The 17,321-nt window shown below is 72.6% G+C and carries 14 protein-coding genes; 9 read left to right on the top strand and 5 right to left on the bottom strand.

Translation table 11 applies throughout. The features are described 5' to 3' along the window. Window positions 1-103 precede the first annotated feature (103 nt). The 8 genes from KBY47_RS26390 to KBY47_RS26355 all read left to right on the top strand — a co-directional run bounded on the left by KBY47_RS26390 (window position 104) and on the right by KBY47_RS26355 (window position 11,741). Complete coding sequence (locus KBY47_RS26390; RefSeq protein ID WP_210925034.1) at window positions 104-997, top strand: xanthine dehydrogenase family protein subunit M; 894 nt, start codon at window positions 104-106, stop codon at window positions 995-997. Further along, complete coding sequence (locus KBY47_RS26385) at window positions 994-2,577, top strand: 2Fe-2S iron-sulfur cluster-binding protein (protein WP_210925033.1); 1,584 nt, start codon at window positions 994-996, stop codon at window positions 2,575-2,577. Before KBY47_RS26390 ends, KBY47_RS26385 begins: the two co-directional genes overlap by 4 nt. After that, window positions 2,574-4,883 (top strand): molybdopterin cofactor-binding domain-containing protein, encoded by a 2,310-nt coding sequence (locus KBY47_RS26380; protein WP_210925031.1) that lies wholly within the window; start codon window positions 2,574-2,576, stop codon window positions 4,881-4,883. The genes KBY47_RS26385 and KBY47_RS26380 overlap by 4 nt, the downstream gene beginning before the upstream one ends. A 133-nt stretch (window positions 4,884-5,016) precedes the next feature. After that, window positions 5,017-6,240 (top strand): SUKH-4 family immunity protein, encoded by a 1,224-nt coding sequence (locus tag KBY47_RS26375; protein WP_210925029.1) that lies wholly within the window; start codon window positions 5,017-5,019, stop codon window positions 6,238-6,240. A gap of 101 nt (window positions 6,241-6,341) precedes the next feature. After that, a complete protein-coding gene (locus tag KBY47_RS26370) occupies window positions 6,342-7,793 on the top strand; it encodes an MFS transporter (protein ID WP_210925027.1) in 1,452 nt (483 codons plus the stop codon). A 162-nt stretch (window positions 7,794-7,955) separates the two neighbouring features. After that, a complete protein-coding gene (locus tag KBY47_RS26365; protein ID WP_210925025.1) occupies window positions 7,956-9,758 on the top strand; it encodes a DEAD/DEAH box helicase in 1,803 nt (600 codons plus the stop codon). 307 nt (window positions 9,759-10,065) lie between these two features. Continuing rightward, entirely contained in the window at window positions 10,066-10,707 is a 642-nt protein-coding gene (locus KBY47_RS26360; RefSeq protein ID WP_210925023.1) for an IclR family transcriptional regulator, read from the top strand. Between the two features lie 242 nt (window positions 10,708-10,949). After that, on the top strand, window positions 10,950-11,741 hold the full coding sequence (locus tag KBY47_RS26355; RefSeq protein ID WP_210925021.1) for a S16 family serine protease: 792 nt from the start codon (window positions 10,950-10,952) through the stop codon (window positions 11,739-11,741). A gap of 10 nt (window positions 11,742-11,751) precedes the next feature. On the opposite strand, the gene KBY47_RS26350 is transcribed toward KBY47_RS26355, so the two are convergent. The 5 genes from KBY47_RS26350 to KBY47_RS26330 form a co-directional block, all read right to left on the bottom strand. Next, a complete protein-coding gene (locus KBY47_RS26350; RefSeq protein WP_210925019.1) occupies window positions 11,752-12,729 on the bottom strand; it encodes a glycine betaine ABC transporter substrate-binding protein in 978 nt (325 codons plus the stop codon). Then, window positions 12,726-13,547, bottom strand: a complete 822-nt coding sequence (locus KBY47_RS26345; protein WP_210925017.1) for an ABC transporter permease — start codon at window positions 13,545-13,547, stop codon at window positions 12,726-12,728. The genes KBY47_RS26350 and KBY47_RS26345 overlap by 4 nt, the downstream gene beginning before the upstream one ends. Continuing rightward, window positions 13,544-14,803, bottom strand: coding sequence for a betaine/proline/choline family ABC transporter ATP-binding protein (locus tag KBY47_RS26340; protein WP_210925016.1), 1,260 nt, complete (start codon window positions 14,801-14,803; stop codon window positions 13,544-13,546). The genes KBY47_RS26345 and KBY47_RS26340 overlap by 4 nt, the downstream gene beginning before the upstream one ends. Further along, window positions 14,796-15,443, bottom strand: coding sequence for an ABC transporter permease (locus KBY47_RS26335; protein WP_210925013.1), 648 nt, complete (start codon window positions 15,441-15,443; stop codon window positions 14,796-14,798). Before KBY47_RS26335 ends, KBY47_RS26340 begins: the two co-directional genes overlap by 8 nt. 98 nt (window positions 15,444-15,541) lie before the next feature. After that, window positions 15,542-16,021 (bottom strand): Lrp/AsnC family transcriptional regulator, encoded by a 480-nt coding sequence (locus KBY47_RS26330; protein ID WP_210925011.1) that lies wholly within the window; start codon window positions 16,019-16,021, stop codon window positions 15,542-15,544. A gap of 125 nt (window positions 16,022-16,146) precedes the next feature. Between KBY47_RS26330 and hppD the strand changes: the two genes are divergently transcribed. Beyond that, window positions 16,147-17,292, top strand: a complete 1,146-nt coding sequence (hppD, locus tag KBY47_RS26325; RefSeq protein ID WP_210925009.1) for a 4-hydroxyphenylpyruvate dioxygenase — start codon at window positions 16,147-16,149, stop codon at window positions 17,290-17,292. Window positions 17,293-17,321 lie beyond the last annotated feature (29 nt).

Below are 17,321 nucleotides of genomic sequence, written 5' to 3'. Positions count from 1 at the left end.
ATGTGCCAGAGTTGCCACGTCCGCCCTGTCAGCACGTACCGTACGGCAGCAACAGGCGGGACCAGCTGGGACCAGGTGGGGCAGCGGGAAGGGGCAGCCGGTTTTGACCACGCACGCACCGCAGGCGGCGCAGGCCGTCACGCTGCCCACGACACTGGACGAGGCCGTGGCGGCGCTCATCGCGACGCCCGCCGCCGTGCCGGTGGCCGGTGGCACCGACCTGATGACCGCCGTGAACTCCGGACGGCTGCGGCCCGCCGCGCTGGTCGGCCTCGGCCGGATCAGCGAGATCCGCGGCTGGCAGTACCAGGACGGACACGCGCTGCTCGGCGCGGGCCTCACGCACGCCCGCATGGGCCGCCCCGACTTCGCCGCGCTCATCCCGGCGCTCGCCGCCGCCGCCCGTGCCGCGGGCCCGCCGCACATCCGCAACGCGGGCACCCTCGGCGGCAACATCGCCTCCGCGGCGCCCACCGGCGACGCGCTGCCGGTGCTGGCCGCCCTGGAGGCCACGCTGATCATCGCGGGCCCCGGCGGCGCCCGTCGCGAGATCCCGGTGTCGCACCTGCTGGCCGGGGTGGAGATGCTCCGCGCGGGCGAACTCATCGGCTACGTGCGCGTGCCGCTGCTGCACGCCCCGCAGGTCTTCCTCAAGGCCACCGGACGCACCGGCCCCGGCCGCGCGGTCGGCTCGGTGGCCGTCGTCCTCGACCCGGCCCGGCGCGGGGTGCGGTGCGCGGTCGGTGCCATAGCGCCGATGCCGCTGCGGCCCCTGGACGCCGAGCAGTGGGTCGCCCAGCTGATCGACTGGGACAACGACCGCGCACTGGTCCCCGAGGCGCTCAGCGCCTTCGGCGAGTACGTCGCCGCGGCCTGCATCCCCGACCCGGCCCCGGCCGAGGACGGCACCGTGGAGCCGCTGCCGCCCGCCGTACTGCACCTGCGGCGCACCGTCGCCGCGCTGGCCCGACGAGCACTGGGGAGGGCACTGTCGTGACCGACGACCAGCACGGCAACGACCAGCACGCCGGGGGCGCTCCCCAGAGCGGCGGCCGCTGGGACCCGCTGCCCCAGGGCGAGTACGACGACGGCGCCACCGCCTTCGTGCAGCTCCCCGAGGGCGGCGTGGACGCGCTCCTGGCCGCCCACGCGGCCAACCCCACCGACAGCCCGCTCGCCGCGCCCGGCCACGGCTACGTACCGCCGCAGATAACGGTGACGCCCACCCCGGGCGGCGCCACCGACCCGGCGGCCACCGGCGGCTGGCCGGTGCCCGGCGCGCCCGCGAGCGGCGCGGGGTGGCCGGAGGCCGGAGCCGACGACGGCCGTCCGGAGGCGGCGCCCGGCCACGAGGGCGGGGCGCGGGACCGGTTCACGTACGAGCCCGGGACGACCGGGCAGTGGAACTTCGAGGAGACCGGGGCTCCCGGGTCCGCCCCCGGAGCCGTCGCAGGGCCCGGTGCCGCCGCGTCCCGTCAGGACGTCACCGGGCAGTGGTCGATCCCCGTCGCGGGCGGCGACCTCCCGGACGAGTCGGGCGAGTTCACCTCGTCCTCGCTGGTCGAGCAGTGGGGCAGCACCCCACCGGCCACCCTCCCCGGCGGCGCCCCCGCCCCCTGGGCGCGGCCGGAGGACACCTACGGCGCCCCTGAGCAGCCCGAGCCCGGCTCGCCGGCCGATGCCGCCGAGACGCCCGTGGAGCCCGCTCCAAGGGCCGAGGAGCCCTTCGGTGAGGCCACGGCACCCCAGGCGGCGGACACGGCCGCCGAGGGGCCCGGGAACGCCGACGGGGACACGGCGGACGGCGGTGAGCCGGAGAGCGGCACCGGGTCCGACGCGGGCCCGGACGCCGACGCGGCGCGGGAGGGCGCTCCCGACGACGGGCCGCCCCCGCCGCCGCACGACGACCACCCCCTCGCCTCGTACACCCTGCGCGTCAACGGCGCCGACCGGCCCGTCGACGGGGCCTGGATCGGCGAGTCGCTGCTGTACGTGCTGCGGGAGCGGCTCGGCCTCGCGGGCGCCAAGGACGGCTGCTCGCAGGGCGAGTGCGGCGCCTGCAACGTCCAGGTCGACGGACGGCTCGTCGCCTCCTGCCTGGTGCCCGCGGTCACCGCGGCGGGCAGCGAGGTGCGCACCGTGGAGGGCCTGGCCGCCGACGGGCAGCCGTCGGACGTGCAGCGGGCGCTCGCCAGGTGCGGCGCGGTGCAGTGCGGCTTCTGCGTGCCCGGCATGGCGATGACCCTGCACGACCTGCTGGAGGGCAACCCCGCCCCGACCGAGCTGGAGACCCGCCAGGCGCTCTGCGGCAACCTGTGCCGCTGCTCCGGCTACCGGGGCGTCCTGGACGCCGTCAGGGAGGTCGTCGCCGAACGCGAGGCGCACGCCGCAGGCGATGATGAGCCCGCCGAGGGCCACGACGGCCCCGACGCCGGGGAGCCCCGCATCCCGCACCAGGCGGGTCCGGGCGCCGGCGGCGTCAACCAGGCCGCGTTCGAGTCATCGGGGTCGCCCGGCGCACCGGGACCGCATGACCAGCAGCCGTACGGACACGGACAGGACGGAGGCCAGGCGTGAGCAACGAAGCCGCCACCGCGACCACCGCCGCGCAGCCCGCCCCCGTCCCGGAGCCGATCCCGCACGGCCTCGGCGCCTCCCTGCCCGCCGCCGACGCCCGCGCCAAGACCGAGGGCACCTTCCCCTACGCGGCCGACCTGTGGGCCGAGGGCCTGCTGTGGGCGGCCGTGTTGCGTTCGCCGCACCCGCACGCGCGCATCACGTCCATCGACACCACCCACGCGCGCGAGATGCCCGGCGTGCGGGCCGTCGTCACCCACGAGGACGTGCCCGGCACCCCGCTGCACGGACGCGGCCGGGCCGACCGGCCGGTGTTCGCCTCCGACGTCGTACGCCACCACGGCGAGCCGATCGCGGCCGTCGCCGCCGACCACCCGGACACCGCGCGGATGGCCGCCGCCGCCGTCATCGTCGAGTACGAGGTGCTCGACCCGGTGACCGACCCCGAGCAGGCCTTCGAGGCCGAACCGCTGCACCCTGACGGCAACCTGATCCGGCACATCCCGCTGCGCCACGGCGACCCTGACGCCGCCGGGGACGTCGTCGTCGAGGGCCTGTACCGCATCGGCCGCCAGGACCCCGCGCCCATCGGCGCCGAGGCCGGTCTCGCCGTGCCCCGCCCGGACGGCGGCGTGGAGCTGTACCTGGCCTCCACCGACCCGCACACCGACCGGGAGACGGCCGCCGCCGCGTTCGGTCTGGAGCCCGAGCGTGTCAAGATCGTCGTCACCGGTGTGCCCGGCGCCACCGCCGACCGCGAGGACCAGGGCTTCCAGCTGCCGCTCGGTCTGCTCGCGCTGACGACCGGCTGCCCGGTCAAACTCACCGCCACCCGCGAGGAGTCCTTCCTCGGCCACGTCCACCGCCACCCCACCCTGCTGCGCTACCGCCACCACGCGGACGCCGAGGGCAGGCTGGTCAAGGTCGAGGCGCAGATCCTGCTCGACGCGGGCGCCTACGCCGACACCTCCTCGGAGGCGCTGGCCGCCGCGGTCGCCTTCGCCTGCGGACCGTACGTCGTCCCGAACGCCTTCATCGAGGGCTGGGCGGTGCGCACCAACAACCCGCCGTCGGGCCATGTGCGCGGCGAGGGCGCCATGCAGGTGTGCGCCGCCTACGAGGCGCAGATGGACAAGCTCGCCAAGAAGCTCGGTGTCGACCCGGCCGAGCTGCGGCTGCGCAACGTCCTGGCGACGGGCGACCTGCTGCCCACCGGCCAGACGGTGACCTGCCCGGCGCCGGTCGCCGAACTCCTCCAGACGGTCCGGGACTTCCCGTTGCCGCCGCTGCCGAAGGACACCCCCGAGGAGGAGTGGCTGCTGCCCGGCGGGCCCGAGGGCGCGGGCGAACCCGGCGCGGTGCGGCGGGGCGTGGGATACGGCGTCGGCATGGTCCACATGCTCGGCGCGGAGGGCGCCGACGAGGTGTCCACGGCGACCGTGAAGGTCCACGACGGGGTGGCGACCGTGCTGTGCGCGGCCGTGGAGACCGGCCAGGGCTTCACCACGCTCGCCCGGCAGATCGTGCAGGAGACCCTCGGCATCGACGAGGTGCACGTGGCGCCCGTCGACACCGACCAGCCCCCCGCCGGGGCGGGCTGCCGGGGCCGTCACACCTGGGTGTCCGGCGGTGCGGTGGAGCGCGCGGCGAAGATGGTCCGCACCCAGCTCCTCCAGCCCCTCGCCCACAAGTTCGGTATGTCCACCGAACTGCTCCAGATCACCGACGGCAAGATCACCTCGTACGACGGTGTCCTGTCGACGACGGTCGCCGAGGAACTGGCGGGCAAGGAGCTGTGGGCGACCGCCCAGTGCCGTCCGCACCCGACCGAGCCGCTGGACGCGACCGGGCAGGGCGACGCCTTCGTGGGGATGGCGTTCTGCGCGATCCGTGCCGTCGTCGACGTCGACATCGAGATCGGCTCGGTACGGGTCGTGGAGCTGGCGGTCGCGCAGGACGTCGGCCGGGTCCTCAACCCGGCGCAGCTGGCGGCGCGGATCGAGGCCGGGGTCACCCAGGGCGTCGGTATCGCCCTCACCGAGAACCTGCGCACCCCTCGGGGCGTGATACGGCATCCCGACCTCACCGGGTACGCGCTGCCGACGGCGCTGGACGCCCCCGACATCCGGATCGTGAAGCTGGTCGAGGAGCGGGACGTGGTCGCCCCGTTCGGCGCCAAGGCGGTCAGCGCGGCGCCGGTGGTGGCGTCCCCGGCGGCGATCGCGTCGGCGGTGCGGGCGGCGACCGGACGGCCGGTGAACCGGCTGCCGATCCGGCCGCAGGCGGCCGTGGTGACGGGGCAGTAAACAGCGCCGGGGACGGCCCGGCACCGGACCGTCGCCGCGGGTTGGGGCCGTTGTCAGTGGTGCCGCGTAGTGTTCCGGGCAGTGGGACGAGGCGGTCGCGACGACCGCCGGACGGAACATGCGCGGGGGACCGATGAGCACGACTGACGCCGTAGTCGCGACGATCACCTTCACCGAGGCCGGCCTGGACCCGTATGTCACGCACGCGCCGACGCGCCGCTGGCTGACGGGACCCGGACTGCCGGGCGGCGGTGACCTGTTCACCTTCGAGGTGCTGCGCGGGGACGGGCTGCGCACGGTCGCGGACTCGACGGGCGACGCCCCCCGCGCGCTCGCTGCCGGGCTGCGGGACCAGCTGGTCATAGGGGAACTGCTGGCGCCCGGCGGCATGGAGGGCGAGTCGGTCCTGCTCGACGGCGCGACCGGCGAGGTCTCCACGACGTACGTCCTGCACGACCGGCCCGACCTGATGGAGGCCAGCCCGCTGGCGCCCTCGCTGCGGCTGCTGGTGCGGTTCGCGGCGGCGACGGAGGAACTGGCCGGGCTGCGCGGCCAGTTCGCGTCGTACGCGGGCCGCCATGGCCAGCAGGCGGCGGCGGAGGCGTCCCGGCAGCTGCTGGCGGTGTTCGAGGAGGGCATGCGCGAGGCGGGGTCGGACGCCGAGATGCCGCTGTACTGGCGGATCGCGGCGGTCATCCGTCCGCTCGCCCTGGTCGCGGGTCCCGGCACCAGGTCGGGGCTGGCGGTCGACCTGCCCGCGTGGCTGCTGGAGGAGGAGTACGGCGCCGGGGCCGTGGTCCGCTTCGAGGACATCGACTTTCCGGCCGCGCTGGTCCATGAGCCGACCCGGCGCTTCCTGCGGGAGGTCGGGCTGCCGGAGGACGGCGTCTGGTTCGGCCTGGACTCGGACGTGCCGCTGCCCACCCTCGCCCAGTACGTCGCGGACGAGCGGGAGAGCGTCTTCCGGACCGCCGGCGTCCCGGCCCGCGACCGCCTCCCCGAAGGCGCCCACCGGCTGATACGCCTCGGCCACCTGCTGGAGGACACCAGCCTGGTCGTCGACGGCGGCTCGGGCGCGGTGTTCGCCTGGAGCGAGGCCGGGACGGTCCTGCGCCCGCTGAACACCGACGTCTCCACGCTGGCGTTCACCCTGTGGCTGATCCAGCGGGCCAAGTCCCTCGACGCCGAGTACGAACTGACCGACGCCTACGAACAGCTCGCCGCCACCCTGGCCCGCACCCTGGCCGCCGTCGACCCGCTCGCCGTCGACCCGGCGCCGCGGACACCGGGCGACGACGGCTGGCGGTACTGGCCGGAGATGTTCGAAGACGAGGCGGGGGGCGGGCTGTGCGCATAGCCGGTGCTCCGGGTGCTCCGGTGGTCGTAGGACGAAGGTCGCGGTCCCGGCCCGACCTCTGACAGCAGTCACCCGGCACTGTGACCCTTACGCTGTCCGGCATGACCAAGCTGGAGCCGCGCGACAACGGTGTCGCCGAGGCCCCGGAGGAGAGCCTCCGGGGCGAGACCGAGACGGTGCTGGGGCGGTCCTTCAGGGCGTTGAGCACCGGGATCGTGTCCGTGGTGCTGCTGATCGCCTTCGAGGCGACCGCGGTCGGGACGGCGATGCCGGTGGCCGCCCGGGAGCTGGACGGGGTGTCGCTGTACGCGTTCGCGTTCTCGGCGTACTTCACCACCAGCCTCTTCGGCATGGTCCTCGCCGGTCAGTGGTCCGATCTACGGGGCCCGATCGCGCCGCTGAGCTGCGGAATCGGCGCCTTCGCGGCGGGGCTGCTGCTGTCCGGGGCGGCCGGGGCGATGTGGGTGTTCATCGCCGGGCGGGCGGTGCAGGGGCTCGGCGGCGGGCTGGTGATCGTCGCGCTGTACGTGGTGGTCAGCCGGGCCTACCCGGAGCGGCTGCGGCCCGCGATCATGGCGGGGGTCGCCGCGGCGTGGGTGCTGCCGTCCGTGCTCGGCCCGTTGCTGGCGGGCACGGTCACCGAACACCTCGGCTGGCGCTGGGTGTTCACGGGCATCCCCGTCCTGGTGGTGCTCCCGCTGGCCCTCGCGCTGCCGCAGATACGGCGGCGGGCGGCCGGGCCGGTCGGGGGCGCCGGAGACCGGGGCTCCGGCAACCGGCGGCGGATCCGGCTGGCGCTCGGCATCTCGGCGGGCGCCGGACTGCTCCAGTACGCCGCGCAGGACCTGCGGTGGGCGTCCCTGCTCCCGGGGGCCGCGGGGGTGGCGCTGCTGGTGCCGGCGGTGCTGGGTCTGCTGCCGCGCGGCACCTACCGGGCGGCGCGGGGGCTGCCGTCCGTGGTGCTGCTGCGCGGGGTCGCCGCCGGGTCGTTCATCGCGGCGGAGTCCTTCGTGCCACTGATGCTGGTCACCCAGCGGGGGCTGACCCCGACCCTGGCCGGGCTCTCCCTCGCGGCGGGCGGCGGGACCTGGGCGCTGGGCTCCTGGGCGCAGTCCCGGCCCCGCCTTGAGCCGTACCGGGAGCGGCTGATGGTGTTCGGGATGGTGCTGGTGGCCGCGTCGATCGCGACCGCGCCGACGGTGCTGGTCGACTCGGTGCCGGTGTGGACCGTCGCCGTCGCCTGGGGCTTCGGCTGCTTCGGCATGGGCCTGGTGATCTCCTCGACCAGCGTGCTCCTGCTGAGCCTGTCCGCCCCCGAGGAGGCGGGCAGCAACTCCGCCGCCCTCCAGATCTCCGACGGCCTCTCCAACGTCCTCCTCCTCGCCACCGGAGGAGCGGCCTTCGCGGCCCTCGGCGGCGGCACGGTCTCCCACGCCTCAGCCGAGGCGGGCGCCTCCCCGCCAGCGGCCTTCGCGGTGGTGTTCCTGCCGATGGCGGCGGTGGCCCTGGCGGGGGCCTGGGTGGCGGGGAGGGTGCGGGCGCGGGCGGACTGACCCCGCCCGGTTTCGGTCCGGTCGCCGGGTCCCGCCCGCCGACTGTGAGGTGTGTCCCACCCTCGGCGGCCCGGCGGCGTCCCCGCGATGACCGCCTCGTGGCGCCGGTAGGGTGGCCCGGTTGTCATACGTAGCCGAGCCGTTCGACCCACCACGGAGACCGTGACTACCACCGCCCACTCGACGTCCTCGCACTCCCACCATCTGTCGCCCGCCTTTCCGGGACGGGCGCCCTGGGGTACCGCAAGCAAGCTGCGGGCCTGGCAGCAGGGGGCGATGGAGAAGTACCTCCAGCAGCAGCCGCGTGACTTCCTCGCGGTCGCCACGCCCGGCGCCGGGAAGACGACGTTCGCGCTGACGCTGGCGTCCTGGCTGCTGCACCACCATGTCGTGCAGCAGGTGACCGTGGTCGCGCCGACCGAGCACCTGAAGAAGCAGTGGGCGGAGGCCGCGGCGCGGATAGGGATCAAGCTGGACCCCGAGTACAGCGCCGGGCCGCTCGGCAAGGAGTACCACGGGGTCGCCGTCACCTACGCGGGTGTCGGCGTGCGGCCCATGCTGCACCGCAACCGGGTCGAGCAGCGCAAGACGCTCGTCATCCTCGACGAGATCCACCACGCCGGTGACAGCAAGTCCTGGGGCGAGGCCTGTCTGGAGGCGTTCGAGCCCGCGACCCGGCGGCTCGCGCTCACCGGTACGCCGTTCCGCTCCGACACCAACCCGATCCCCTTCGTCACGTACGAGGAGGGCGGCGACGGCATCCGGCGCTCCGCCGCCGACTACACCTACGGGTACGGCTCCGCGCTCGCCGACCACGTCGTCCGCCCCGTCATCTTCATGTCCTACAGCGGCAACATGCGCTGGCGGACCAAGGCCGGTGACGAGATCGCCGCCCGGCTCGGCGAACCCATGACCAAGGACGCCATCAGCCAGGCCTGGCGCACCGCGCTCGACCCGCGCGGTGAGTGGATGCCCGCCGTGCTGCGCGCCGCCGACCAGCGCCTCACCGAGGTGCGCAAGGCCATTCCCGACGCGGGCGCGCTGGTCATCGCCTCCGACCAGGACTCGGCCCGTTCCTACGCCAAGCTGATCCGCGAGATCACCGGGCACGCGGCGACCGTCGTGCTCTCCGACGACGCAGGGGCGTCCAAGAGGATCGACGAGTTCAGCGAGGGCGACGACCGGTGGATGGTCGCCGTCCGCATGGTGTCCGAGGGCGTCGACGTGCCCCGGCTCGCGGTCGGCGTGTACGCCACGACCATCTCCACCCCGCTGTTCTTCGCCCAGGCCGTCGGGCGTTTCGTGCGGTCGCGGCGGCGCGGCGAGACCGCGTCCGTGTTCCTGCCGACCGTGCCCGACCTGCTCTCCTTCGCCAGCGAGATGGAACGCGAGCGGGACCACGTCCTCGACAAGCCCAAGAAGGGCGGCGAGGAGGACCCGTACGCCGAGGAGGAGAAGCTCCTCAAGGAGGCCGAGCAGCAGAAGGACGAGGACACCGGCGACCAGGACATGCTGCCCTTCGAGGCGCTGGAGTCCGACGCCGTCTTCGACCGGGTGATGTACAACGGCGCCGAGTTCGGCATGCAGGCCCACCCGGGCAGCGACGAGGAGCAGGACTACCTCGGCATCCCGGGCCTGCTGGAACCCGACCAGGTGCAGATGCTGCTCCAGAAGCGGCAGGCCCGGCAGATCGCGCACAGCCGCAAGAAGCCCGACCACGAGGCCGACCTGGTCGAACTGCCCGCCGAGCGGCGGCCGGTGGTCACCCACAAGGAACTGATGGAGCTGCGCCGCCAGCTGAACACCATGGTCGGCGCCTACGTCCACCAGAGCGGCAAGCCGCACGGCGTCATCCACAACGAGCTGCGCCGGGTGTGCGGGGGACCGCCGAGCGCGGAGGCGACGGCGGGGCAGCTGCGGCAGCGGATCGCCAAGGTGCAGGAGTGGGCCACCCGGATGCGGTGAGGGGTGCGCGCGGGCTTCGCGCGCCGTGCGTATCAGGGCAAAAGGAAGGCAAAGGGAACCCGCGTCGACAGGTCGGTGCCCGGATTCTGGACGGAGCCTTCCGCTCAGCGAACCTGCTTCGCTAATGTCCCGCTACGCACACGCCCCGTGGCAGCGCCGCCGCGGAGCGCAGCCGTGAAGCGACTGGGCCCGGAGCGGCCGGGCCGTCCGCCGATCGGCAGCCTCTGAAGCGCGTCGCCGGGACGGGACCCGGTGGCGCAACGACCGCGAGGGGGCTGCCGACCTCACCACTGAAGGAGTGGGCGTCGTGACCGCGGAGACCTCTCAGACGCTCGACCGGGGACTGCGGGTCCTCAAGCTGCTGGCCGATACGGATCACGGGCTGACCGTCACCGAGCTGTCCAACAAGCTCGGAGTGAACCGGACCGTTGTCTACCGGTTGCTCGCCACGTTGGAACAGCATGCGCTGGTACGGCGTGACCTCGGCGGGCGGGCCCGGGTCGGGCTCGGGGTGCTGGGGCTGGGCCGACAGGTGCATCCGCTGGTGCGGGAGGCCGCGTTGCCCGCGTTGCGGGCGTTGGCCGAGGACATCGGGGCGACGGCGCATCTGACGTTGGTGGACGGGACGGACGCGTTGGCCGTGGCGGTGGTGGAGCCGACGTGGACGGACTATCACGTGGCGTACCGGGCCGGGTTTCGGCATGCCTTGGAGCGGGGGGCGGCGGGGAAGGCGATTCTCTCCGCTCGGCAGAAGCCGTTCGGTGATCCTGGTTACACGCTGACGCATGGGGAGCTGGAGGCGGGGGCGAGTGGTGCTGCGGCGCCGTTGCTCGGGGTGACGGGGGTCGAGGGGAGTGTGGGGGTCGTGATGTTGGCGGATGCGGTGCCGGAGCGGGTGGGGCCGCGGGTGATGGATGCGGCGCGGGAGGTCGCGGAGGCGTTGCGCTAGCGCGGGCTGGGCGGGGCGGGGGCGATGCGGTGACCGGCGGTTGGCTGGTGCGCGGCGTTGGTGCTGGGCGGGGGGCGTTGCGCAGCCCGGCGCTGGCGGGTGCCGCTGCGCCCACCCGTGCCGCCCTGCGGCACGACTGCCCGCAGCTACGCGGAGACGGGCCCGCAGCTACGGGGAGGCGGCCCGCAGCTACGGGGAGGCGGCCCGCGGCTGCGCCAGGGCTCGCAGGTTAGATTGAACCCGTGTTCTCTCGTCTCTCTCGGCCGTGGGCCGTCGTCGTGTCCGCTGTGCCGGTTGTGGGGCTGATTGTCACTGCCGTGGCCGCGCCGTTGCCGTTCTCGGTGGCTCAGCCGGGGATGACGGCGAATGTGCTGGGGGAGGACAAGGGGACGCCGGTGATCACGATCTCCGGGGCGGACGTGCGGGAGACGCGCGGGCAGCTGCGGATGACGACGATCGAGGCGACCGGCCCCGATGCCCGGGTCGGGCTGGGCGACGTGCTCGACGGGTGGTGGCGTACCGATCAGGCGGTGATGCCGAGGGACTCGGTGTATCCGAGCGGCGACAACCTGAAGGAGATCGAGCGGTACAACACCGAGCAGATGCGGCAGTCGCAGGACGCGGCGACCGAGGCGGCGCTGTCCTATCTGAAGCTCGGGGACGACGACGTCAAGGTCACCCTGGAGCTTGCCGACGTCGGCGGGCCCAGCGCCGGACTGCTGTTCTCGCTGGGGATCGTCGACAAGCTGGACGGCGACGGCAGCGGCGGGGACCTCACCGGGGGGCGGGTCATCGCCGGGACCGGGACCATCGACCCCGACGGCACCGTCGGCCCGGTCGGCGGTGTGGCCCTCAAGACGCAGGCCGCCCGGCGGGACGGGGCCACCGTCTTCCTGGTGCCGAAGGCCGAGTGCACCGACGCCAAGTCGGACCTGCCCGAGGGGCTGCGGCTGATCCCCGTGACGACGCTCAAGGGCGCCGTGGAGTCGCTCGTGGCGCTGGAGAAGGGCGGCGGGTCGGTGCCGAGCTGCTGAGCGAGGCCCCTCAGCCCTCCTTCACGAACCCCTCCTTCACCATCCAGTCCAGCGCCACCTGGTGCGGGTCCTCCCCGTCGACGTCGACCTTGGCGTTCAGTTCCTGGGCCACGGCGTTGTCGAGGCGTGCCGTGACGGGGTTGATCACGTTGGCGATGGCGGGCCATTCCTTGAGGGTCTTGGTGTTGATCTCGGGCGCCGCGTTGTAGTTCGGGAAGAACTTCCTGTCGTCGTCCATCACCACCAGGTCCATGGACTTGATCCGGCCGTCGGTCGTGAACACCTCCCCGTAGGTGCAGGCGCCCTTGGCGGTCTGGGTGTAGATGATGCCGGTGTCCATCTGGGTGATGTTGGCGGCCGGGACGTCCATGCCGTACTTCTCGCTCATGCCCGGCAGTCCGTCGGCCCGGTTGCGGAACTCGCCCTCCACGCAGAGGGTCACGGCGCCGGGGTCGGAGTCCGCGAGTTCGGCGACCTCGGTGAGGGTCTTGGTGCCGTACTTCTTGGCGTTGGACTGGTTCATGGCGAGGGCGTAGGTGTTGTTCAGCTCGGCCGGGGGCAGCCAGGTCAGGCCCTCCTCGAGGTCGGCCTTGCGCACCGCCTCCCACTGTTCCTGCGGGTCGGCGATCGGCTCGGTGTTGCCGAGGTAGGTGATCCAGGCGGTGCCCGTGTACTCGTAGTTGGCGTCCGCGTCGCCGCTCTTGACGGCCTCCCGGGTACCGACGGAGCCCTGGATGCCGGTGCGGTCGAGGACCTCCGCCCCGGCGGCCTCGAAGGCGATGCCCATGATCGCGCCGAGGATCAGCTGCTCGGTGAACTCCTTCGAGGTCACGGTGAGTTCGGCGCCCTTGAGCGGTTCGCCCTGGCCGATCGAGCCGGGCCGGACGTCGTCGACCATGGGTGAGCCGCTGGTCAGCCCGCACCCGGCGGACGCCAACGCCGAAGCCCCCGCCACCGACGCCAGCAGTGTCCTCGTACGCCACCTCATGTCCCCACCTCCAGCCCCCGCGGCCGTAGCAGCAGCTCCGCCAGGGAAGCCAGCCAGTCCACCAGCAGGGCGAGGGCGATGGTGAGAATCGAGCCCAGCATGAGCACCGGCATGCGCTGGCTGGTGATGCCCGTCGTGATGAGGGTGCCGAGGCCGCCGCCTCCGCCGAAGGTCGCCAGGGTCGCCGTACCGACGTTGAGGACGAGCGCGGTGCGCACGCCCGCCAGGATGAGGGGGACGGCGAGGGGGAGTTCCACCCGGGTCAGCACGCCGAGCGGGGACATGCCGATGCCGCGGGCCGCCTCCAGCAGGGTGGGGTCGTTGGCGCGCAGGCCGGCGATGGTGTTCGCCAGCACCGGCAGGACGGCGTAGATGATGATGCCGATGAGCGCCGACCGGCGGCCGATGCCCAGCCAGATCACGAGCAGCGCCAGCAGACCGATCGCCGGGGTCGCCTGGCCCATGTTGGCGAACGCCATCGCCACGGGGGTGGCCCTCCGGAACGCCCCGCGGGTCAGCAGGATGCCCAGCGGGATGGCGATGACCAGCACGAAGAAGGTGGAGATCACCGTCAGCTGGATGTGCTGCCACAGCGCCTTGGTGACCGCGCCGTCCGACAGGGCGTTGCGGGTGAGCTGGTCCACGTCCGCCTGGGCGAACCAGGCCCAGGTCGCCATCAGCAGGGCGATCAGCAGGGTGGGCAGGAACACCAGTTTCCGCCAGGTGACCCGGCGCGCGGTCTCCGGTGGCGGGGGCGGCGCCTCGGGCTCGTTCTCGAGGTCGGCCACTGCGTCGGAGCGTTCCAGGGAGACGGTCACGCCTTCGGCACCCCCTCCTCCTCGCCCTCCTGTTCGGCGTGGGTCCGGGCCGCCCGGGTCTCCTCCAGCTCGTGCTGGTGTTCCAGGGCGTCGAGGCGGTCGGCTTCCAGCAGTTCGTGCACGGAGTTCATCAGCGTCTCCATGTCGACGACTCCCTCGTAGGCGCCGCGTCGCCCGGTCACCGCGACCCGCCCAGCGTTGTCGGTGAGGACCGCCTCCAGCGCGTCGCGCAGGGTGGCGTCCCGGGTCACCGTGTCGTGCACCAGGGTGCCCGCGCGGGCGAGGGAGCCCCGGGCCCGCATGAGGTCGCCGCGGCGCAGCCACTTGTAGGGCCGGCGCCGCCTGTCGAGCAGCAGGATCTCGTTGGTGCCGCCGGACCGCAGCCGGTTGAAGATGTCCTGCAAGGGGTCGTCGACGGTCACCGTCGGGTAGTCGGTGATCTCCACATCGCGTACACGGGTCAGGTTGAGCCGCTTCAGGGCCGCTCCGGCGCCCACGAAACCGGAGACGAAGTCGTCGGCCGGGTTGGTGAGGATCGCCTCCGGGGTGTCGAACTGGGCGATGTGCGAGCGCTCCCGCAGCACGGCGATCCGGTCGCCCAGCTTGATCGCCTCGTCGAAGTCATGGGTGACGAACACGATCGTCTTGTGCAGTTCGCGCTGGAGCCGGATCAGCTCGTCCTGGAGGTGGTCGCGGGTGATCGGGTCCACGGCGCCGAACGGCTCGTCCATCAGCAGCACCGGCGGATCGGCCGCCAGTGCCCGGGCGACGCCGACGCGCTGCTGCTGGCCGCCGGAGAGCTGGCGGGGGTAGCGGCCCCGGAACTCGCCGGGGTCGAGGCCGACCAGGTCGAGGAGTTCCTCGACGCGCGCCTTGATCCGGGCCTTCGGCCAGCCGACCATCCTCGGCACGAGTCCGATGTTCTGGGCGACGGTCATGTGCGGGAACAGCCCGGCGGACTGGATGGCGTAGCCGACCTTGCGGCGCAGCTTGACCGGGTCCATGTCGGTGACGTCCTCACCGTTGATCCGGATGCGGCCACCGGACGGCTCGATCAACCTGTTGATCATCTTGAGCGTCGTCGACTTACCGCATCCCGACGGCCCGACGAAGATGACGGTCTCGCCCGCCTTGATCTCCATGCTGACGTTGTCGACGGCGGGCTGCGGGCTCCCCGGGTACCGCTTGGTGAGGCACTCCAGCTCGATCGTCGCGCCGGTCCCGGGCCCGGTCTCCTCGATGGCCGTCTCAGACACGGATCCCCCTGGGAATGGTCAGTCGCCCGATCAGGACGTACACGGCGTCGAACAGCAGGGCCAGCACGATGATCCCGAGGGTGCCCGCGAGCACCTGGTTCAGCGCGTTCTTGCTGCCCAGGGAGGCGATGCCCCGGAAGATCAGATTGCCGAGGCCGGGTCCGGAGGCGTAGGCGGCGATGGCCGCGATGCCCATCAGCATCTGGGTGGAGACCCGGATACCGGTGAGGATGGGCGGCCAGGCCAGCGGCATCTCCACCCGCACCAGCCGGGACAGCCGGGACATGCCGATCCCGGTGGCGGCGTCCACCAGCGAGGGGTCGACGCCGCGCAGCCCGACGATGGAGTTCCGCACGATCGGCAGCAGCCCGTACAGCGTCAGCGCGATCACGGTCGGCGGCACACCGAGGCCGACGACCGGGATCAGCAGGCCGATCATGGCGAGCGACGGAATGGTCAGGATGGTGGAGGTGGTCAGGGTGGCGAGGTTCCCGGCCCACTCGGAGCGGTAGGTGACGACGCCGACGAACACACCGATCAGGGTGGCCACGACCATGCACTGGAAGACGACGCTGGCGTGCTGGTAGGCGTCGATGAGCAGCTGCTGGTGGCGGCTGCCCAGGTACTCCAGGAAGTTCACGCGCGGGCACCCCCAGACGGTCATCCCAAACGGTCATCCCAGACGGTCGTCCCAAACGGTCGTCCCAAACGGTCGTCCCAGACGGTCGTCCCTGACGGTCAGGTCCTCTCCGGCTCCTCCGCCGCCTGCTCCACCAGCGGGATGATCCGCAGTGGAACGGGGTTCTCCATGACGATGGCGGTGGAAGCCCGGACGATGCCATCAAAGCCGACAACCCGGTCGATCACCCGTTGAAGATCGGCGTTGGAGCGGGCCACCAGACGGCACAGCATGTCCCCGGTGCCGGTCGTCGTGTGCAGTTCCAGCACCTCGGGAACGGTCGCCAAGTGCGCCCGTACGTCGGCCCCTTGGCCCTGTCGGATCTGGAGCGTGGCGAAGGCGGTGACCGGGTAGCCGAGGGCCGCCGGGTCCACCTCGGGGCCGAATCCGCGGATGACTCCGTTCGACTGAAGCCGGTCCAGGCGGGCCTGCGCCGTCCCGCGTGCCACGCCGAGCCGCCGGGACATCTCCAGCACCCCGATGCGTGGCTCCCGCGCGAGCAGCACGATGATCCGCCCGTCCAGTTGATCGATCGCCATGACGCACACCTCCGGGTGGTCATCCTGTACAGAAGGTCCGCTCATACCGCCGTACGGCTGAGCAGAATGTCCAGCCGAGACGCAAACTATTGCGCACCTTGCCGGGCGGGGGAGACGCTGCGGCTATGACGCAGACCACACACCACACTCCCGACACCGCCCGGCAGGCCGACCCCTTCCCGGTCAAGGGAATGGACGCGGTCGTCTTCGCCGTGGGCAACGCCAAGCAGGCGGCGCACTACTACTCCACCGCCTTCGGCATGCGGCTCGTCGCGTACTCCGGACCGGAGAACGGCAGCCGCGAGACCGCCAGCTATGTGCTGGAGAACGGCTCCGCCCGGTTCGTGTTCACCTCGGTCATCAAGCCCGCCACCCCCTGGGGCCACTTCCTCTCCCAGCACGTGGCCGAGCACGGGGACGGCGTCGTCGACCTCGCCATCGAGGTCCCGGACGCGCGGGCCGCGTACGCGTACGCCGTCGAGCACGGCGCCCGCTCGGTGACCGAGCCGTACGAGCTGAAGGACGAGCACGGCACGGTCGTCCTCGCCGCGATCGCCACCTACGGCGAGACCCGCCACACCCTCGTCGAGCGCTCCGGCTACGACGGCCCCTACCTGCCCGGCTACAGCGCCGCCGACCCGATCGTCGAGCCGCCCGCCCAGCGCACCTTCCAGGCCGTCGACCACTGCGTCGGCAACGTCGAACTCGGCCGGATGAACGAGTGGGTCGGCTTCTACAACAAGGTCATGGGCTTCACGAACATGAAGGAGTTCGTGGGCGACGACATCGCCACCGAGTACAGCGCGCTGATGTCGAAGGTGGTCGCCGACGGCACCCTGAAGGTGAAGTTCCCGATCAACGAGCCCGCGATCGCCAAGAAGAAGTCCCAGATCGACGAGTACCTGGAGTTCTACGGCGGCGCGGGCGTCCAGCACATCGCCCTCAACACCAACGACATCGTCGCCACGGTGCGGACGATGCGCGCGGCCGGGGTCCAGTTCCTCGACACCCCGGACTCCTACTACGACACCCTCGGCGAGTGGGTCGGCGACACCCGCGTCCCCGTGGAGACCCTGCGCGAGCTGAAGATCCTCGCCGACCGCGACGAGGACGGCTATCTGCTCCAGATCTTCACCAAGCCGGTCCAGGACCGTCCGACGGTGTTCTTCGAGATCATCGAACGCCATGGCTCGATGGGCTTCGGCAAGGGCAACTTCAAGGCCCTGTTCGAGGCGATCGAGCGTGAGCAGGCCAAGCGCGGCAACCTGTGATCCGCCCGGAGTGACCCCCGGGCGGACCA

This window comes from Streptomyces sp. B93, from assembly GCF_018070565.1.
Lineage (GTDB): Bacteria > Actinomycetota > Actinomycetes > Streptomycetales > Streptomycetaceae > Streptomyces.
This window is presented reverse-complemented; position numbering and strand designations above follow the sequence as displayed.

Excerpts from the sequence above, each read along its gene's own strand:
- hppD (WP_210925009.1), top strand. The coding sequence starts at position 16,147 with ATGACGCAGACCACACACCACACTCCCGACACCGCCCGGCAGGCCGAC.
- KBY47_RS26330 (WP_210925011.1), bottom strand. The coding sequence starts at position 16,021 with ATGGCGATCGATCAACTGGACGGGCGGATCATCGTGCTGCTCGCGCGG.
- KBY47_RS26375 (WP_210925029.1), top strand. The coding sequence starts at position 5,017 with ATGAGCACGACTGACGCCGTAGTCGCGACGATCACCTTCACCGAGGCC.
- KBY47_RS26370 (WP_210925027.1), top strand. The coding sequence starts at position 6,342 with ATGACCAAGCTGGAGCCGCGCGACAACGGTGTCGCCGAGGCCCCGGAG.
- KBY47_RS26350 (WP_210925019.1), bottom strand. The coding sequence starts at position 12,729 with ATGAGGTGGCGTACGAGGACACTGCTGGCGTCGGTGGCGGGGGCTTCG.